The 17,243-nt window shown below is 70.2% G+C and carries 14 protein-coding genes; 10 read left to right on the plus strand and 4 right to left on the minus strand.

Annotation, left to right across the window (positions count from 1 at the left end; translation table 11 throughout):
* Nucleotides 1–200: 200 nt before the first annotated feature.
* Nucleotides 201–1,367 (minus strand): xylose isomerase, encoded by a 1,167-nt coding sequence (gene xylA / locus ACIQTP_RS34755; protein WP_389597617.1) that lies wholly within the window; start codon nucleotides 1,365–1,367, stop codon nucleotides 201–203.
* Between the two features lie 163 nt (nucleotides 1,368–1,530).
* Between xylA and xylB the strand changes: the two genes are divergently transcribed.
* The 9 genes from xylB to ACIQTP_RS34800 all read left to right on the plus strand — a co-directional run bounded on the left by xylB (nucleotide 1,531) and on the right by ACIQTP_RS34800 (nucleotide 13,353).
* Nucleotides 1,531–2,976 carry a xylulokinase gene (gene xylB / locus ACIQTP_RS34760; RefSeq protein WP_403407486.1) on the plus strand — a complete coding sequence of 482 codons (1,446 nt, stop codon included), beginning with the start codon at nucleotides 1,531–1,533 and terminating at the stop codon, nucleotides 2,974–2,976.
* A 58-nt stretch (nucleotides 2,977–3,034) separates the two neighbouring features.
* Complete coding sequence (locus ACIQTP_RS34765) at nucleotides 3,035–4,243, plus strand: ROK family protein (protein ID WP_403407488.1); 1,209 nt, start codon at nucleotides 3,035–3,037, stop codon at nucleotides 4,241–4,243.
* A gap of 204 nt (nucleotides 4,244–4,447) precedes the next feature.
* Nucleotides 4,448–5,932: an APC family permease gene (locus ACIQTP_RS34770; protein ID WP_403407490.1), complete on the plus strand. Its 1,485-nt coding sequence runs from the start codon at nucleotides 4,448–4,450 to the stop codon at nucleotides 5,930–5,932.
* Nucleotides 5,929–6,942, plus strand: coding sequence for an acetamidase/formamidase family protein (locus ACIQTP_RS34775; RefSeq protein ID WP_403407491.1), 1,014 nt, complete (start codon nucleotides 5,929–5,931; stop codon nucleotides 6,940–6,942). The genes ACIQTP_RS34770 and ACIQTP_RS34775 overlap by 4 nt, the downstream gene beginning before the upstream one ends.
* Before the next feature lie 46 nt (nucleotides 6,943–6,988).
* On the plus strand, nucleotides 6,989–7,591 hold the full coding sequence (locus ACIQTP_RS34780) for an N-acetylmuramoyl-L-alanine amidase (protein WP_403407493.1): 603 nt from the start codon (nucleotides 6,989–6,991) through the stop codon (nucleotides 7,589–7,591).
* A 134-nt stretch (nucleotides 7,592–7,725) separates the two neighbouring features.
* Entirely contained in the window at nucleotides 7,726–9,078 is a 1,353-nt protein-coding gene (locus tag ACIQTP_RS34785; protein ID WP_403407543.1) for a GAF domain-containing protein, read from the plus strand.
* A gap of 56 nt (nucleotides 9,079–9,134) precedes the next feature.
* Complete coding sequence (locus ACIQTP_RS34790) at nucleotides 9,135–10,658, plus strand: aldehyde dehydrogenase family protein (protein ID WP_403407495.1); 1,524 nt, start codon at nucleotides 9,135–9,137, stop codon at nucleotides 10,656–10,658.
* A gap of 925 nt (nucleotides 10,659–11,583) precedes the next feature.
* Nucleotides 11,584–12,531, plus strand: a complete 948-nt coding sequence (locus ACIQTP_RS34795) for a phosphotransferase family protein (RefSeq protein WP_403407497.1) — start codon at nucleotides 11,584–11,586, stop codon at nucleotides 12,529–12,531.
* 417 nt (nucleotides 12,532–12,948) lie between these two features.
* A complete protein-coding gene (locus ACIQTP_RS34800; RefSeq protein ID WP_387687316.1) occupies nucleotides 12,949–13,353 on the plus strand; it encodes an FKBP-type peptidyl-prolyl cis-trans isomerase in 405 nt (134 codons plus the stop codon).
* 498 nt (nucleotides 13,354–13,851) lie between these two features.
* On the opposite strand, the gene rfbD is transcribed toward ACIQTP_RS34800, so the two are convergent.
* The 3 genes from rfbD to ACIQTP_RS34815 all read right to left on the minus strand — a co-directional run bounded on the left by rfbD (nucleotide 13,852) and on the right by ACIQTP_RS34815 (nucleotide 16,153).
* Nucleotides 13,852–14,766 carry a dTDP-4-dehydrorhamnose reductase gene (gene rfbD, locus ACIQTP_RS34805; protein ID WP_403407499.1) on the minus strand — a complete coding sequence of 305 codons (915 nt, stop codon included), beginning with the start codon at nucleotides 14,764–14,766 and terminating at the stop codon, nucleotides 13,852–13,854.
* 11 nt (nucleotides 14,767–14,777) lie between these two features.
* The gene (gene rfbB, locus ACIQTP_RS34810) at nucleotides 14,778–15,764 is read right to left on the minus strand and encodes a dTDP-glucose 4,6-dehydratase (RefSeq protein ID WP_403407502.1); all 987 of its coding nucleotides are present in this window, start codon (nucleotides 15,762–15,764) and stop codon (nucleotides 14,778–14,780) included.
* Between the two features lie 113 nt (nucleotides 15,765–15,877).
* Nucleotides 15,878–16,153 carry a helix-turn-helix domain-containing protein gene (locus ACIQTP_RS34815; protein WP_403407505.1) on the minus strand — a complete coding sequence of 92 codons (276 nt, stop codon included), beginning with the start codon at nucleotides 16,151–16,153 and terminating at the stop codon, nucleotides 15,878–15,880.
* Between the two features lie 62 nt (nucleotides 16,154–16,215).
* Between ACIQTP_RS34815 and map the strand changes: the two genes are divergently transcribed.
* On the plus strand, nucleotides 16,216–16,983 hold the full coding sequence (gene map, locus ACIQTP_RS34820) for a type I methionyl aminopeptidase (protein ID WP_403407507.1): 768 nt from the start codon (nucleotides 16,216–16,218) through the stop codon (nucleotides 16,981–16,983).
* The last annotated feature ends 260 nt before the right edge of the window (nucleotides 16,984–17,243 follow it).

Genomic DNA, 17,243 nt, shown 5'->3' on the forward strand with positions numbered 1-17,243 from the left:
GCCGGGGAGGCTGAGGCGGTAAGGGCGGGGTGGCCATACCGTCAAGACTCGCCTCGAACCGGTCATGGGGCGACCCCTGTGCCGAAGTTGATACGGACTCATGCCGTGGATCGCATGATTCCGGAGCATTCCACGGCGGCCCCACGCAGCGAGATGTGAGGCCTGGCCCGCAAGACGGGCCAGGCCTCACCGGGACACGATCAGCCCCGCGCGCCCAGCAGGTGGTCCATGGCGAGCTGGTCCAGCTGCTCGAAGGCCATCCCGCGCGCGGCGGCCGCCTCCACGTCGAACTCCTCGAAGGCCGCACGGTCCGCGAGCAGCCCCGTCAGTCCGTCCGCCGCGGTGGGCTGCGCCAGCTCGTCGAGGCGCGACGCGCGCAGCGCCTCCTGGACCTCGGGGTCGGCACGGAAGGCGGCCGTGCGCTCCCGCAGGATCAGGTAGTTGCGCATGCAGCCCGCCGCCGACGCCCACACCCCGTCGAAGTCCTCGGTCCTCGGGGGCTTGAAGTCGAAGTGCTTCGGCCCCGCGTACCCGGCGCTCTCCAGGAGGTCGACCAGCCAGAACGCGGAGCGCAGGTCACCGGCACCGAAGCGCAGGTCCTGGTCGTACTTGATGCCGGACTGGCCGTTGAGGTCGATGTGGAAGAGCTTGCCCGCCCACAGGGCCTGCGCGATGCCGTGCGGGAAGTTCAGCCCGGCCATCTGCTCGTGGCCCACCTCGGGATTGACGCCGTACAGTTCCGGGCGCTCCAGACGCTCGATGAAGGCGAGAGCGTGGCCGACGGTCGGGAGCAGGATGTCGCCGCGCGGCTCGTTCGGCTTGGGCTCGATCGCGAACTTCAGGTCGTAGCCCTGGGAGGTCACGTACTCGCCGAGGAGGTCGAAGGCCTCCTTCATGCGGTCGAGGGCCACGCGCACGTCCTTGGCGGCGCCGGACTCGGCGCCCTCACGGCCGCCCCAGGCGACATACGTCTGCGCGCCGAGTTCGACCGCGAGGTCGATGTTGCGGATCGTCTTGCGCAGCGCGTAGCGACGCACGTCCCTGTCGTTCGCGGTGAACGCGCCGTCCTTGAAGACGGGATGCGTGAACAGGTTGGTGGTGGCCATCGGCACCCGCATGCCGGTGGCGTCCAGGGCCTGGCGGAAGCGCTTGACGTGCGACTCGCGCTCGCTGTCCGAGGACCCGAAGGGAATCAGGTCGTCGTCGTGGAAGGTCACACCGTAGGCGCCGAGCTCGGCCAGGCGCTGCACCGACTCGACCGGGTCGAGGGCTCGCCGGGTGGCGTCGCCGAACGGGTCCCTTCCCTGCCAGCCGACGGTCCACAGGCCGAAGGTGAACCTGTCCTCGGGGGTGGGCTGGTAGTTCATGCCGCGGCTCCTTGCTAGCTCCGACTATTTCGTCATGGCGGTTAACAAATTAGTATGCGAAGGCATCTCTGGGAAGAGACGAAGTGCGAAACCTGGGCCACACCGGTCCGCAAGCCCCACCACCAGGACAGATCCCGCAAAGCCGCGGAAGAGGGAGAGCCCGATGTCAGCAGCCGAGGGTCCGCTCGTCGTCGGGGTGGACACATCCACCCAGTCCACCAAGGCCCTGGTCGTCGACGCGTCGACCGGACAGGTGGTGGCGAGCGGGCAGGCGCCGCACACCGTCTCCACCGGGGCGGCCCGCGAGAGCGACCCGCGGCAGTGGTGGGACGCGCTCCGCGAGGCGCTGCACCAGTGCGGCGCGGCGGCCCACGAGGCCGCCGCGGTGTCGATCGGCGGCCAGCAGCACGGACTCGTCACCCTCGACGCCCAGGGCGATCCCGTACGCCCGGCCCTGCTGTGGAACGACGTGCGCTCGGCGCCGCAGGCCCGGCGGCTGGTCGACGAACTGGGCGGCCCGAAGGCCTGGGCCGAACGCACCGGCAGCGTGCCCGGCCCCTCCTTCACGGTCACGAAGTGGGCCTGGCTGGCCGAGCACGAACCCGACGCCGTCCGCGCGACCGCGGCCGTACGGCTGCCCCACGACTACCTCACCGAACGCCTCACGGGAGAGGGCACGACCGACCGCGGCGATGCCTCCGGTACGGGCTGGTGGGCGTCCGTTACGGAGAGGTACGACGAAGAAGTCCTCGCGCACGTCGGACTCGACCCGGCGCTGCTCCCCCGCATCGCCCGGCCCGGCGAGGTGGCCGGAACCGTGCACGCCCGCGATGAGCTGCCCTTCTCCAAGGGCACGCTGGTCGCCGTCGGCACCGGCGACAACGCCGCCGCCGCGCTCGGCCTCGGCCTGCGCCCCGGCACCGCCGTACTGAGCCTCGGCACTTCCGGCACCGTGTACGCCGTCTCCACACGGCGCCCCGCCGACCCGACCGGCACCGTCGCCGGCTTCGCCGACGCACGCGGCGACTGGCTTCCGCTGGCCTGCACCCTGAACTGCACGCTCGCCGTCGATCGTGTCGCCACGCTGCTGGGCCTAGACCGCGAGGCCGTCGAACCGGGTGCCGGCGTGACGCTGCTCCCCTACCTGGACGGCGAGCGCACCCCGAACCTGCCCCATGCCTCGGGGCTGCTGCACGGCCTCAGGCACGACACGACGGGCGGGCAGTTGCTGCAGGCGGCGTACGACGGCGCGGTCCACTCGCTCCTCGGCGCCCTCGACCTGGTGCTCGACCCGGACGCGGACCGCTCCGCGCCGCTGCTGCTCATCGGCGGGGGCGCCCGGGGAACGGCCTGGCAGGAGACCGTACGCCGGCTGTCGGGACGTCCGGTTCAGGTGCCCGAGGCCAGGGAACTGGTCGCGCTGGGCGCCGCCGCGCAGGCCGCCGGCCTGCTGACCGGCGAGGACCCGGCCGCGGTGGCCCGCCGCTGGGGAACGGCCCACGGACCGGTGCTCGACGCCGTGGACCGGGACGAGGAGACGCTCGCCAGGATCGCCGGGGTACTCTCCGACGCGGCCCCGCTCCTGGAACGGGAACCGAACAAGGACTGAGGGAGCACGGACGAGGACGGCCCCTGGGGGGACCCGCCGGACGAGGACTGACGGAGGCATGACCACACCACTGCACGAGGCCCACCCGCCCGGTTCCGGCCGTCGACTGCCCGACACCCAACAGGGCATGCGCCGCCGAAACCTCTCCCGTGTCATGCACGCCGTGAGCGCTGAGGGGCCGCTGTCGCGGGCCGCCGTCGCCTCGCGCATCGGTCTGACGCGGGCGGCGGTCTCGACACTGGTGGACGAGCTGATCCGCTCGGGACTCCTCGAAGAGCTGGGCCCCGAGCGGCCCGGACGAGTGGGGCGACCGGGCTCGGCACTCGCCGCCAGCGGGCGAGGCCCCGCCGGGATGGGCGCGGAGGTGGGCGTCGACCATTTGGCGGTGTGCGCCGTCGATCTACGCGGTGACATACGGGCGCGGGCGGTGCGGCACGGCACGAACCGCGGCCGGCCGCCCGAGCCGGTGCTCCAGGAGCTGACCGCGCTGGTGCGGCAGGTCGTCGCCGAGGCCGAACGGGAGGGGTTGTGGCCCGCGGGCCTCGCGGTCGCGGTGCCCGGCCTGGTGGCCCGCGACGCCCGGACCGTGGTTCGTGCCCCCAACCTCGACTGGCACGACACGGATCTAGGCGCGCTGCTGCCCCGGGACCTCCCGCTGACCGTGGACAACGAGGCCAACTTCGGCGGTCTTGCGGAACTCTGGCTCGGCGATGCCACCCCACGTGACTTCCTGCATGTGTCCGCGGAGATCGGTATCGGTGCGGCCGTGGTCGTGGACGGACGGTTGCTGCGCGGAACCCGCGGTTTCGCGGGCGAGCTGGGGCATGTACCGGTGTGGCCGGACGGCCCTCCTTGCCCGTGCGGCGGACGGGGCTGCCTCGAGCAGTACGCGGGTGAGGAGGCCGTGCTGCGCGCGGCCGGTCTGGAGCCGCGTGAGGACCGTGTCGGGCTGCTGGCCGAGCGTGCCGCCCAGGGCGATACGGAGGTACGGCGTGCCCTGCGCGACGCCGGGACCGCGCTCGGTATCGCGCTCACGGGCGCGGTGAACCTCCTCGATCCTGAGACGGTCGTGCTGGGTGGAGCGCTGTCCGGTCTCGCACCGTGGCTGCTGCCTTCGCTGGAGGGCGAGTTGTCGCGGCGCACGGCGGGCCCCGCCTGTGCCGTCTCCGTGTCACCGCTGGGGTCCGAGGGGCCGCTGCTGGGGGCCGCCCACTCGGTGGTGCGGGCGGTGCTCGACGATCCGGCCGGGTACGCGCGGCGGGCCTAGCGCGGTCATCGCGGTCGACAGCGCGGTACTCAGGGTCCCTTTCCCCCTCACGGGCGACCGAGTTGTCCACAGTCCCGAAGTTGTCCACCGACGAACGCCATGCCCTCCCGCCCAACCGGCAAGCGCCGTACCGTAATTCACGCAAGGCGCAGCCGTCGAACCGATGGCCGCTGTCAGGGCGAATCGGGGGATCGGGGGGTTCGGATGCCGGGGGAGACGGTTCCAGGACTGCGGCGTGAGGCTGTTGGGCTGCGGGAGGTCCTGTTCCAGAGCATCACGGCCATGGCGCCGGCCGCGGCGGTCGCCGCGTCCATTCCGGCGGGCGCGGCCTTCGCGGGCGGCAGTCTGCCCCTTGCCGTACTGATAGCCCTCGTCGCCTGCCTCTTCACCGCGTCCTGCGTGGCCGAGCTGGCACGACAGTTGCCCAGCGCGGGCTCGGTGGCCACGTACGCGGCTCAGGGGCTGCACCCGGCCGTGGGGTTTCTCGTCGGCTGGGGCTATGTGTTCGTCGAGGCGCTGGTGCCACCGCTCCTGCTCCTGCAACTCGGGTTCACCACGGCGGGCACACTGCACCAGGAGTGGTCCTCCTACCCGGACGACCTGTGGTGGCCCTGGTCGCTCGCGGGCGCGGCGATCATCGCCGTCGCCGGATACTTCGGGGTCCGCGCCTCGGCTCGCTTCGGCACCATCCTCGGCGTCTTCGAGGTACTGGTCTTCCTCGTCTTCGCGGTATGGCTGATCGCCAAGGCCGGGGGCGACAACACGCTGTCGGTGTTCGGGACCTCTCACACGGCCAAGGGATACGAAGGCGTCAGCGGCGTGTTCGCGGGATCGGTCTACACGGTGCTGGCCTTCGCCGGCTTCGAGGCGGCGGCACCGCTCGCCGAGGAGACGAAGGACCCCCGCCGGACGATGCACCGCGCGGTCCTCGGCGCGGCACTGGGGATCGGTCTCTTCTACGTCCTCACCACGTACGCCATGTCGGTGTACTTCGGCCCCGACCGCTTCGGGGGCTTCGGAGCCTCCGGCGCGGCGTCCTGGGAAGGCGTGGCCCGCGCTTCCTTCGGAGTGTTCTGGGTGCTGGTGTTCCTGGCGGTGGTCAACTCCACGATCGCCAACGCCAACGCCTGCGCCACGGTCTCCACCCGCACGGCCTTCGCCCTGGCCCGGATCAAGGTGTTCCCGCATCTCTTCGCGCACGTACATCCGCGGCACCGCTCCCCCGTCGCCGGCGTCGCCGCGCAGTGCGCCGTGGCGGTCGCGGCTGTGCTGGGCCTCGGTCTGTACTACGACCCCGTCACGGCGTTCCTGCTGCTCGCGACGGTGATCGTCACGGTCGTCATCGGCGTGTACATCGTGGTGAACCTCGCCTGTGCGGGCTATTTCCTGCGCCGCAGACGCGAGCTGCTCAAACCGGTGCGGCATCTGCTCTTCCCCCTGCTGGGCATCGTCGCCTTCGTCCCCGCGCTGCTGACGGCCGCGGGCCTGCCCGTCTTCGACTTCGTTTCCGAACTCACCACACCCGTTTCGTACGCGGGACCGGTTGTCGGAGTCTGGATGGCGGCTGGGGCCGTGGTATTGATCGTCCTGTCGCGCCGCCACCCCGGGCGCATAGCCGAGACCGCCCGTGTCCACCTCGACGAGACCTCGTCCCCCGACCTTCGGCAGAGCGGAGCCGTGCAGCCATGAGTGACCCCCGCATCCTGACCGTGCGCCCCGAACCCGGCGAGTACGCCTGGACGTTCGGCGGCGCGCCGCCCGTGGCACGCATCGCGCCCGGCACCGTCCTCGATCTGTACACGGAGGACTGCTTCGCCGGGCGGGTGCGCTCGGAGAAGGACCTGGTGTCCGAGGTGTGCGAGTTCCCGTTCCTCAATCCGCAGACCGGCCCCTTCCATGTGGAGGGCGCGGAGCCGGGCGACACCGTGGCGGTGCACTTCGTGTCGATCGAGCCTGCTCGAGACTGGGCGGCCTCGACGACGGTCCCGCTGTTCGGCGCTCTCACCTCCACGCACACCACGGCCACGCTGCAGCCTCCGCTGCCGGAGACCGTGTGGATCTGGCAGCTCGACCGGGAGCGGCGTACCGCCCTTTTCAGCGCCCGGGACAGCGACATCCGGATCGAGTTGCCCATGGACCCGATGCACGGCACCGTCGGAGTGGCGCCCGCGAACCTCGAGGTGCGCTCCGCGCTGGTGCCCGACGCGCACGGCGGAAACATGGACACTCCGGAGATGCGGGCCGGCGTCACCTGCTACCTCGGGGTGAACGTCGAGGGCGCCCTGTTGAGCCTCGGTGACGGGCACGCGCGGCAGGGCGAGGGCGAGACGTGTGGGGTGGCCGTCGAGTGCGCGATGAACACGGTGGTGATCGTCGAGTTGCTCAAGGGAGTCGCCACCCCTTGGCCGCGCATCGAGTCCGACACGCACATCATCTCGACCGGCTCGGCACGCCCGCTGGAGGACGCGTTCCGCATATCACAGCTCGACCTGGTGCAGTGGTTGGTGCGCGACTACGGGTTCAGCGAGCTGGACGCCTACCAGTTCGCGACCCAGGCGGTCGAATCGCCGCTCGCCAACGTCTGCGACACCAACTACACATGCGTGGCCAAGATCCGCAAGGAGTGGCTGCCCGCGCGCGAGACACATCGCGGCCTGCACGCGCAACTGCGCGACACCGCCGCGACGCTGCGCCGCTGAACGCGGCTGGCCCTCGTCCCCCCCATCCCGGAAAGGCAACTCCCCCATGGAACGGGCCAGATCGTTCCCGAGCCGGCGACGCCTGCTCAAGGGCGGCGCCGCCCTCGCCGCCCTCCCCTACGCGTTACTGCCCGGCCCACAGGCGACTGCGGAGACGGCGGCCGTCGACTATCCGCTCGCCGAATGGGCACCGGCGAGCACCTCCAACTACACGGCGTCCAGTCGGCCGACGGCCTATCCGCTCGACTACGTGGTCATTCACGTCACGCAGGAGACCTATCCCAGGACCGTGGCCATCTTCCAGAACCCCGAGAAGAAGGTGTCCGCGCACTACCTCGTGCGATCGGCCGACGGGCATGTCGCCCAGTGCGTCAGGGAGCGCGACATCGCCTGGCACGCGGGGAACTGGGACTACAACACCCGCAGTATCGGCATCGAACACGAGGGCTGGGTGGACCTGCCCGCCTATTTCACCAACGCGCTCTACGAGGAATCGGCAAAACTGACCGCCGCGATCTGCGCGAAGTACGGCATCCCCAAGGACCGGGCCCACATCATCGGCCACTACGAGGTACCGGGCACCACCCACACGGATCCTGGGCCGAACTGGGACTGGACGCGGTACATAAGGCTCGTCAACTTCGCTTGACGGAGCCCCCGCCGCGGCTTCCCGGCGGCCCACGCCGATGCGAGCGCCACATGAGGAGCTTCGTCACGGTGCTTGTCCGCGCCCGCACCGGGAGTGACGATGGTTCCAGCCGCATCGCCTACCGGGAGGCCGAGTTGACCGAACCGTGGGTGGCCCTCGAACCAGGAACCGATCCCGTCGAGCGGGTGCGGATACTGCGCCGCGCGCACCAGGCGTTCACCGAGGCGGGCACGGTGCCGCGACCGGTGCGCTCCGTGGTGGCCGATTCATGGCGGCGATCGGCACGGGCCGGTGTCGCACCGGACGGCACGGCGCGGGTGGAGCTGACGGACGGCGACCTGGGCTCCTACCGGGCGGAGCATCCGCTGGCCCGGGTGATGCCGCTCTTCCGGGAGCTCCTGGGGACGTTCGCGGCGGACGGCGAGCACCTTCTCGCGGTGTGCGACGCGCAGGGCCGGCTGTTGTGGGTGGAGGGACATCCGGCGACGCGGCGGCAGGCGGGGCGGATGAACTTCGTACCGGGCGCACGGTGGTCGGAGACCTCGGTCGGCACCAACGCGCCGGGAACGGCGGTCGCCGTGGACCGACCGGTGCAGGTGTTCGCGGCCGAGCACTTCATCCGCCGGGTCCAGCCCTGGACGTGCGCCGCGGCGCCGGTGCACGATCCGCGCACGGGGCGGGTGCTCGGCGCGGTGGACATCACGGGCGGGGACGGGCTCGCGCATCCGCACAGTCTCGGTTTCGTGCAGGCGGTGGCGCGGGCCGCCGAGTCCCAGTTGGCGCTGCTCGCACCGGCGGAATCGGCGGCGGACACGCTCGAGCTGACCGCGCTCGGCCGCGACGAGGCCCAACTGGTCGCGGGCGGCCGGAAGGTCAGGCTCAGCCGCAGGCACAGCGAGATCCTGGTGCTGCTGGCAAGACACCCGGAGGGGCTGTCGGGCGACGAGTTGCTGTGCGCGCTGTACGAGGACGAGTCGGTGACGCCGGTGACTCTGCGCGCCGAGCTGACCCGGCTGCGCCGCCTGCTCGGCCCCGGCCTGCTGGGCTCGCGGCCCTACCGGCTCATGGCGCCGGTCGAGTCCGACGTGGCGGTCGTCGAACGGCGGCTCGGTACGGGCGCGGTCACGGCGGCCGCGGCGGCGTACGCGGGCCCGCTGCTGCCGGGTTCGGGGGCCCCGGCCGTGGTGCGGTTGCGGCGCCGCCTGGCCGACGGGCTGCGTACGGCGCTGATCGCCCGTCGTGACCCCGACCTGTTGGCGGACTGGGCGCGCGCCCCGTGGGGCGAGGACGACCTCGACGTATGGCGGGCGCTGGCCGCCGTACGCCCGACGGCGACGGTGCGGGCCCGGCTGGAGGAGCTGGAGCGCGAACAGGCCGCGCCACCGGGCCGACCGCACCCCGCAGCGCTCGCGGCGCGGCATCGGTCGGTTGTCGGGCAGGGCCGCCCTGCCGCGTCCGCAACGTCGTTGCAACGTCCGCGCTCCTAGCCTCGCGGTGAGAGCTGTCCAACGGCGGGCAGCGCTTCTCCGGGAGGCAGACCAGCATGACCCGTTACGCGGCGCCCGGCACCGAGGGCGCGATCGTCTCCTACCAGGCGCGTTACGACCACTTCATCGGCGGCGAGTACGTGGCGCCGGCTCGTGGGCAGTATTTCGAGAACCCGAGCCCGGTGAACGGGCAGCCGTTCACGGAGGTCGCGCGGGGCACCGCCGAGGACGTGGAGCGCGCGCTGGACGCGGCGCACGCGGCCGCGCCCGGCTGGGGCCGCACCTCCGTCACCGCGCGCGGCGACATCCTGCTCAAGATCGCCGACCGGATGGAGGCGAACCTGGAGAAGCTGGCGGTCGCCGAGAGCTGGGAGAACGGCAAGCCGGTGCGCGAGACCCTGGCCGCCGACATCCCGCTGGCCATCGACCACTTCCGCTACTTCGCGGGGGCGATCCGCGCCCAGGAGGGTTCGCTCGGCGAGGTCGACGACGACACCGTCGCGTACCACTTCCACGAGCCGCTCGGGGTCGTCGCGCAGATCATTCCCTGGAACTTCCCGATCCTGATGGCGGTCTGGAAGCTCGCCCCCGCGCTGGCGGCGGGCAACGCGGTCGTCATCAAGCCCGCCGAGCAGACTCCGGCGTCCATTCACTACTGGATGAGCCTGATCGCGGACCTGCTGCCGCCGGGCGTCGTCAACATCGTCAACGGCTTCGGCGTGGAGGCGGGCAAGCCGCTCGCGTCCAGCCCGCGGGTGGCGAAGGTGGCGTTCACGGGTGAGACCACGACCGGGCGGCTGATCATGCAGTACGCCTCGGAGAACATCAAGCCGGTCACGCTGGAGCTCGGCGGCAAGTCCCCGAACATCTTCTTCGACGACGTCTGGGCGCAGAACGACGACTTCCGGGACAAGGCGCTCGAGGGCTTCACGATGTTCGCCCTCAACCAGGGCGAGGTCTGCACCTGTCCGTCACGGGCGCTCGTCCAGCGCGGTCACTACGGCGAGTTCATGGAGGCCGCGGTCGCCCGCACCGAGCTGATCAAGCCGGGCCACCCGCTCGACACCGACACGATGATCGGCGCGCAGGCGTCCAACGACCAGTTGGAGAAGATCCTCTCCTACCTGGACATCGGCCGTCAGGAGGGCGCCAGGATCCTCACCGGTGGCGAACGTGTCGAGCACGACGGGGAGTTGAAGGGCGGCTACTACGTCCAGCCGACGATCTTCGAGGGTGACAACCGGATGCGGATCTTCCAGGAGGAGATCTTCGGCCCGGTCGTCTCGGTCACGTCGTTCGACGACTTCGACGACGCCATCAAGACCGCCAACGACACGCTGTACGGCCTCGGGGCCGGCGTATGGACCCGCGACATCAACACCGCGTACCGCGCGGGCCGTGCGATCCAGGCGGGCCGGGTGTGGACGAACTGCTACCACGCCTACCCCGCGCACGCGGCGTTCGGCGGCTACAAGCAGTCCGGCATCGGCCGCGAGACGCACAAGATGATGCTGGAGCACTACCAGCAGACGAAGAACCTGCTGGTGTCTTACTCGCCGAGGAAGCTGGGCTTCTTCTAGAGCCTCAAGTGGGTTGCCTGGAGGCACTGTTGCCTCCAGGCAACCCAGTACGACAAACACGCCCAGCAACCCAATTCAACACTTAGCGCCACCGTATGACCTCCAGGTGACTTCATCCCGGTCCGGCCGCGGACCAGAAGTTCGACGCTCCAAGATCTAGCCGGCCCCCGCCACTGGCACCGCTAAAGTCTGTCTCTTCGGCCTGTCAACTGCTGGCAACCGAGCCCCGCCACCCTCCTGCACACTGCGACCACGCGGTGAACTGGTCCCGATGGCGACGCCGCCACCAAGCACGCGCCCGACGCTGTCATTACATGCGGCGCGGGCACACGTTGGGTGGACGACCAACCCAAGACCGTCCCACCCATACCGCACCCCCGCTACACTCCCCACCGCCAGGCCGTTGACCAGACAAAATACAGAAGTCCGGCTGGAGTACTAGTCGGTAGCGCTGAATCGCAGCTTCGACTCCGAGGTGGGAACGCCCTGCTACGACAGGACTGCGGGCTCCGGGCGGCCCTTCGCCGTGCGCCCTGGTCAAGGGCCGCCTCCCGCTCCGCCCACGATCCTGCAAGGTCGAGTTCGGCCTGCGTCCCGGGCGGGGCACGGCCGGATTAGCGGTAGGGGGCTGCGGTCGACGGACGCCGCAGTGCATGGTGCCCGTCGGCGGGTCCCCGCGCAGTGGCCGGACGCGGCCGTCGGCGGGCGACGGCCGCCAGTGTACGAAGGAACAGCCACTGTCGGCTCCGGATACGCAGGATCCGCCGGCACTGTTGCGCCGTATACGCGTGGCGGACCGCACGGCGCCCGGCAGCGCTCCGTCACCGGGTGTCGCGCGGGCGAGGGGCCTACCGTGGGAGATGGTCCCGGCGTCGGCCCCGCCGACCGGCCGGTCGTTCACGCCGGGGGCGGAAGGAGGCACGAGATGTCCGATGCGATACGGGACACCACGGCCCGGCGCGTACGACATTTCGTCGACGCCGGATATCCCGACGCCGGGCCCGTCGAGGCGGCGGTGGAGGGAGCCGTCTACCGACTCGGGGACGGAACGGTGGCCAAGGTGTGGGAGCGCCGGCGGGGATCCGAACTGCGGCGGATGCAGCGTTTCTACGCCGATGCCGCGGCGCACCTGCCGTTCGGCGCCCCGGAGATCCTCGCCGTCGAGGATATCGACGGTGTCCCGATGACCGTGGAGCGGGAGCTGACCGGCGCGCCCTTGGCGGGCAGGATCCGCACCGACGACCCGGACGAGGTGCTACCCGAAGCGGTCGACTGCCTGGTCGGCGTGCTGCGCGCCCTCGCGGACGCCCGTGACGTCGACGAGGTCAAGCACCTTCCTGTGCTGGACGAGGAACGCCCGCTGTGGGAAGGCCACGCCACTTTCGGATCCGCCCTGGCGGACCTGGTGGACCGGCGGGTCAGCCGGTGCGCGGACCGGCTCTCCACGCATGTCCGCGACTTCGACGACACGCGCGCCCGGCTGCTTCGGAAGCTGCGCTCGCTGCCCCGTACCGACGAGGCGGTCGTCCACGGTGACGTCTTCCCGGAGACCGTGCTGGTGGACGACGACCTGCGGCCGCTCGCCCTCGTGGACTACGGCTTCCTGTCCACGGGCGGGGACCCCCGGTTCGACGCCGCCGTGGCCGCGGCCATCTTCCCGGCGGGCACCGAGCACGCCCCGGAGATCACCCGGCAGCTCACCACGCGGTTCGCCGACGAGTTCGGCTACGCGGTCGACGACCTCCTGCTGTACCGGGCCGCCTATGCGATGGCCACGAGCGACGCCTTCGCGCCGGGCGGCGGTGACGAGCACTTCGCCTGGTGCGTCACCGTGCTCGAGGACCCGGCCGTCGCCGAGTCCCTGCACCGGTGACGCACCGTGGGCAGCCGGGAAGTTCCGGTGACGGTGTGCGCGGTGCCCTACGATCCCGAGCGGATCCGGGGGCGCATGGCCCTGGGGATCGAGCGGCAGGACCGCGTCGTGGTGGCTGCCGGCGTGTCGGACCCCGCCATGACCAGCATCGACACCTTCGACCCCCATCGGTCACGGCGCACAGTCAGTCTCGCCGGCCTCGGCAGGGTCCACAGGTCACACGGTGATCGCCAGAACCCGGGGCGACGGCCAAAACGGCGAACCTGAGCTTCGTGCGAGAGATCATCAAGTGTGGCCACCGGATCTGGTGTGCTCCGGGGACGGGCGTTCTCGGTAGCGTGACCATCTGCTGCACGGAGTATCCATGTGTCCGACTGGTCCGTGCGACGGCTTCCGGCTGATAGTGATGAGGCTGCAATGAGTGAACTGACGAAGCCCGAGGTCGACGTTCCGGAGGGTGACGCTCCTACCGAGCTGACCATCCGGGAACTGGTCGTCGGGGACGGGGCCGAGGTGAAGCCGGGCATGGTGGTCAGGGTCCACTATGTCGGGGTGACCTTCGAGTCCGGGAAGGAGTTCGATGCCTCCTGGGACCGCGGTCAGCCGTTCAAGTTCGCCCTGGGCAGTGGCAAGGTCATCAAGGGCTGGGACCGGGGGGTGAGGGGGATGAAGGTCGGCGGTCGGCGCGAGATCATCGTTCCCCCGCGTCTCGGCTACGGCAATCAGTCGCCTTCGCCGTTGATCCCGGCGGGCTCGACCCTGGTCTTCGTGGTGGACCTGCTGGACTCGTATTCCAGCACAACCGGGTGGAGCAACGCCTAGTGACCCTGGCCGCTCCTCCCCTGCGGCGTGCTGCGTCGTCCGCCGGGGTGGGCACCGCCGTGCTCCTCGCTGTCGCTCCTGCTTCCGCCTCCGCAGCGTCCGAACGGTTCCGCCGCGACTCGTTGACCGCCGAAAGCCACGAGGCGACCGACTTCCTCAATGGCCTACCCGGCACCGCCGCCCGGACGTCTGAACCCGCCGGCCGTGCTCGGCAAACGGGGGAGGTCCCCGGCGGAATCCAGCTCGTCGCACTGCCGATCACAGCGCCGGTCCGAGGAGGCCCCGCCCACACATCGCGCAAGCCGATACGGACCAAGATCCGGACCCCTACTGCCGAAGGGATGGGCACCGGCCGCGTTGCCTTGGCTGCTTGACAGCGGCAAACAGCCGGGGTGTCCGAGCCGGGTTGGTACGCCGGCCGGACTTCTGTATTTCGCCGGGAAGCCCTGTTTGGAGAACGGGCCCCTCAGGCCCTCATGATCATCCCGTGGCCCCTCATCATCCCGTGGCCCCTCGACGCACGAAGGGATCACCCCCGGATGACAGCGGCTGCAAGGCCCGGAAACCAGGTCTCGCCAGGGCATCGGCAAGCTGTACGCGCCAATGGTCGGATGCGGGCAGTCCCGCAGCGATCCAGCGCTCGTGTCCGAGCACACTGTAGGACGGACGCCTGGCCGGCCGTGGGAACTTCTCCGTGGTGGTCGGTCTGACGCGCCCGGCATCGAGCCCGGACAACTCGAAGACGGCTGAGGCCAGTTCGTACCACGTGGCCTGCCCCGAGGCGGTGCAGTGATACCGGCCGGGGGGAGCTTGCCCGGCCAGTGCGGCTCGTCCAAGCGTCGTCACCTGCTGGGCCAGCGTGTACGCCCAGGTGGGTTGCCCGTACTCGTCGTCGACGACGTCCACGGTCTCCGTCTCGGCGGCCAGGCGCAGCATGGTCGCGACGAAATTGGGGCCGTGCTCACCGTAGAGCCATGCCGTGCGCACCACATAACCGCTGCGGGGCAACCGACGCAGTACCGCCTCCTCGCCGACCAGTTTGCTGCGCCCGTACGCGTTTGCCGGTGCCGTGGGATCGTCCTCGGCGTATGGCTGCGAGGCTTCACCGGAGAACACGTAGTCGGTGGAGACATGAACCATGACAGCGCCATGAACGGCGCACGCGTCGGCAAGGTTCCGTGGCCCGTTCCCGTTCACCGCGGTTGCCGCCGCCTCCTCCTGTTCCGCGCGATCGACCTGCGTGTAGCCGGCGGCGTTGACCACGATGTCGTGCCCAGCGACGGTCCGGACGCATGCCTCAGCGTCGGTGATGTCGAGATCGGCGCGGGCCAGCGTGGTCACCTCGGCCGACGGGTCCATGGCAAGAACGTGGGCCAACTCCCTGCCCAACATGCCCGCGGCGCCTGTGATCATCCAGCGGCACATCAGGACAGGGCCGCCTTGCGCGTCAGCGGCTCCCACCATGCGCGATTGTCCCGATACCACTGCACAGTACTGGCCAAGCCCTCGTCGAACGGTATTCGGGCGGCATAACCCAGTTCCTTGGAGATCTTGCTCGTGTCCAGCGCGTACCGCAGGTCGTGGCCTTGGCGGTCCTCGACGTACTCGACCATGTCCCACCCCACACCGCAGAGCTCCAGCAGCCGGGAAGCCAGTTCCTTGTTGGTCAGTTCCTCTCCGCCCCCGATGTTGTAGACGCCGCCGGCCCGGCCCTGAGCCAGGACCAAGCCAATGCCCCGGCAGTGATCGGAGACATGCAGCCATTCCCGGATGTTGCCGCCGTCTCCGTACAGCGGGACCTTCCGGCCGTCCAACAGGTTGGTGATGAACAGAGGGATCATCTTCTCCGGGAAGTGGTAGGGGCCGTAGTTGTTCGAGCAGCGAGTGACCACCACATCCAAGCCGTAGGTGCGGTGGTACGAAAGAGCCAACAGGTCGGCTGACGCCTTGGAAGCGGCATAGGGCGAGTTGGGAGCCAACGGCCAGTCCTCGGGCCAGGCGCCTTGGGCGATCGATCCGTAGACCTCGTCCGTGGAGACGTGCAGGAATCGGTCGATGCCGTGCTTCAGCGCGGCGCCCAGCAGCGTATGGGTGCCGAGGACATTGGTGGTGACGAAGGGAGTCGCATTCGCGATGGACCGGTCGACGTGCGACTCGGCCGCAAAGTGCACGACCACGTCGTGCTCGGCCAGGAGCTGATCCACCAGTTCGGCGTCGGCTATGTCGCCGTGCACGAACCGGTAGCGCGGATCGTCCTCCACCGGCGCGACGTTGGCCGGATTACCGCAGTACGTGAGCTTGTCCAGTACCGTGACCGAGGTGGCGTCGGCCCCTGTCGGATCGTCGGAGAGCAGGGTCCGGACGAAGTGGGAACCGATGAAGCCGGCTCCGCCAGTAACCAAGATCCTCATGGCTCGAAGCCTAAGTGGTCGGCGCTCGAAGCCCTTCGGGGGTTGACGTTAGTGTCCGAATCACGCCACGTCAGCAAGATCCGATTCTCCGCCGGATGGCGCGCGCCTGACGGTCACGCCGACATGGCCTGCTCGCCGTCTTCGGCGCCTTCCGCACAGGCCGCGGCCAGGTCGTCCAAGGACAGGCGCAGCGTGTGGGCCAGGGCTGCCACGGTGAAGAAGGCCGGGGTCGGGGCCCGGCCGGTCTCGATCTTGCGGAGGGTTTCAGCGGACACCCCGGCGGCTGCCGCCACGTCGACCATGCTGCGGTCACCGCGGGCCTGGCGAAGCAGGATCCCGAAGCGCTCTCCACGTTGCCGCTCTTGCGGACTCAAAGGAACTCTCACCATGCCCGTGATACTAATACCGGTATAAGTATTGGACAGCGTCGCATCGCAGGGAGTCACGACACATGGTGGAGATCAAGACCGACACGGCACTGGAGACGATGCGAGAAGCCGGGCGCGTCGTGGCGCACGCACTCGCGGCCGCCCGTGCTGCGGCAGCCGTGGGAGTTCGGCTGCGGGAGCTCGACGAAGCCGCCCGCGCCGTTCTCGCCAAGGCCGGAGCACGCTCTCCGTTCCTGGGCTACCAGCCCTCCTTCGCCCCCATCCCCTTCCCCGCCGTGATCTGCGCCTCCGTGAACGACGCCGTCGCGCACGGCATCCCCGACGACTACCGCCTGCTCGACGGCGACCTGGTCAGCGTCGACTGCGGAGCCGAACTCAACGGCTGGACCGGCGACGCCGCGATCAGCTTCACTGTCGGCACCCCTCGCCCCGCCGACCTCGAACTCATCGCCGCCACCCAGCAGGCCCTGGACGCCGGCATCGCCGCCGCCACCGTCGGCCATCGCATCGGAGACATCTCCCATGCCATCAGCACGGTCGCCCGCAAGGCGGACTGCGGCATGCCGGCCGACTTCGGCGGCCACGGCATCGGCCGCCAGATGCACGAAGACCCCCACGTCCCCAACCACGGACGACCTGGCCGCGGCTTCCCCCTGCGCCACGGCCTCACCCTCGCCATCGAACCCATGCTCATGGCAGGAGGACGCGACCACTACCACACCGACCCCGACGGATGGACCCTCCGCACGATCGACGGCAGCCGAGCCGCCCACATCGAACACACCATCGCCATCACCAAGGACGGCCCCCGCATCCTCACCCTTTCCTGACCCCGGATCCGCCCACACCTGGCGGCCTGGCCGCCCTCGCCGACCGCGAGCGGTCAGGTCGGCCGGCCTCGTCCACCGCGTTCCAGGTCACCGAAGTCAAGGCGCCGGCCTGCCAGTTACCCACCGAGACCGGCACCTCGCTGTCGCGCGGCATCGTGCCCTTCATGAACCTGGTCACCCAGGTCATGACCACCGAGCCCTACGCCGGTGCCGGACGGGCCTTCCGGATCGTCGACGACGGCTGGATCTTCTTCTCGGAT

Origin of the sequence: Streptomyces sp. NPDC090798, assembly GCF_044768965.1 — a bacterium.
Classification (GTDB): Bacteria; Actinomycetota; Actinomycetes; order Streptomycetales; family Streptomycetaceae; genus Streptomyces.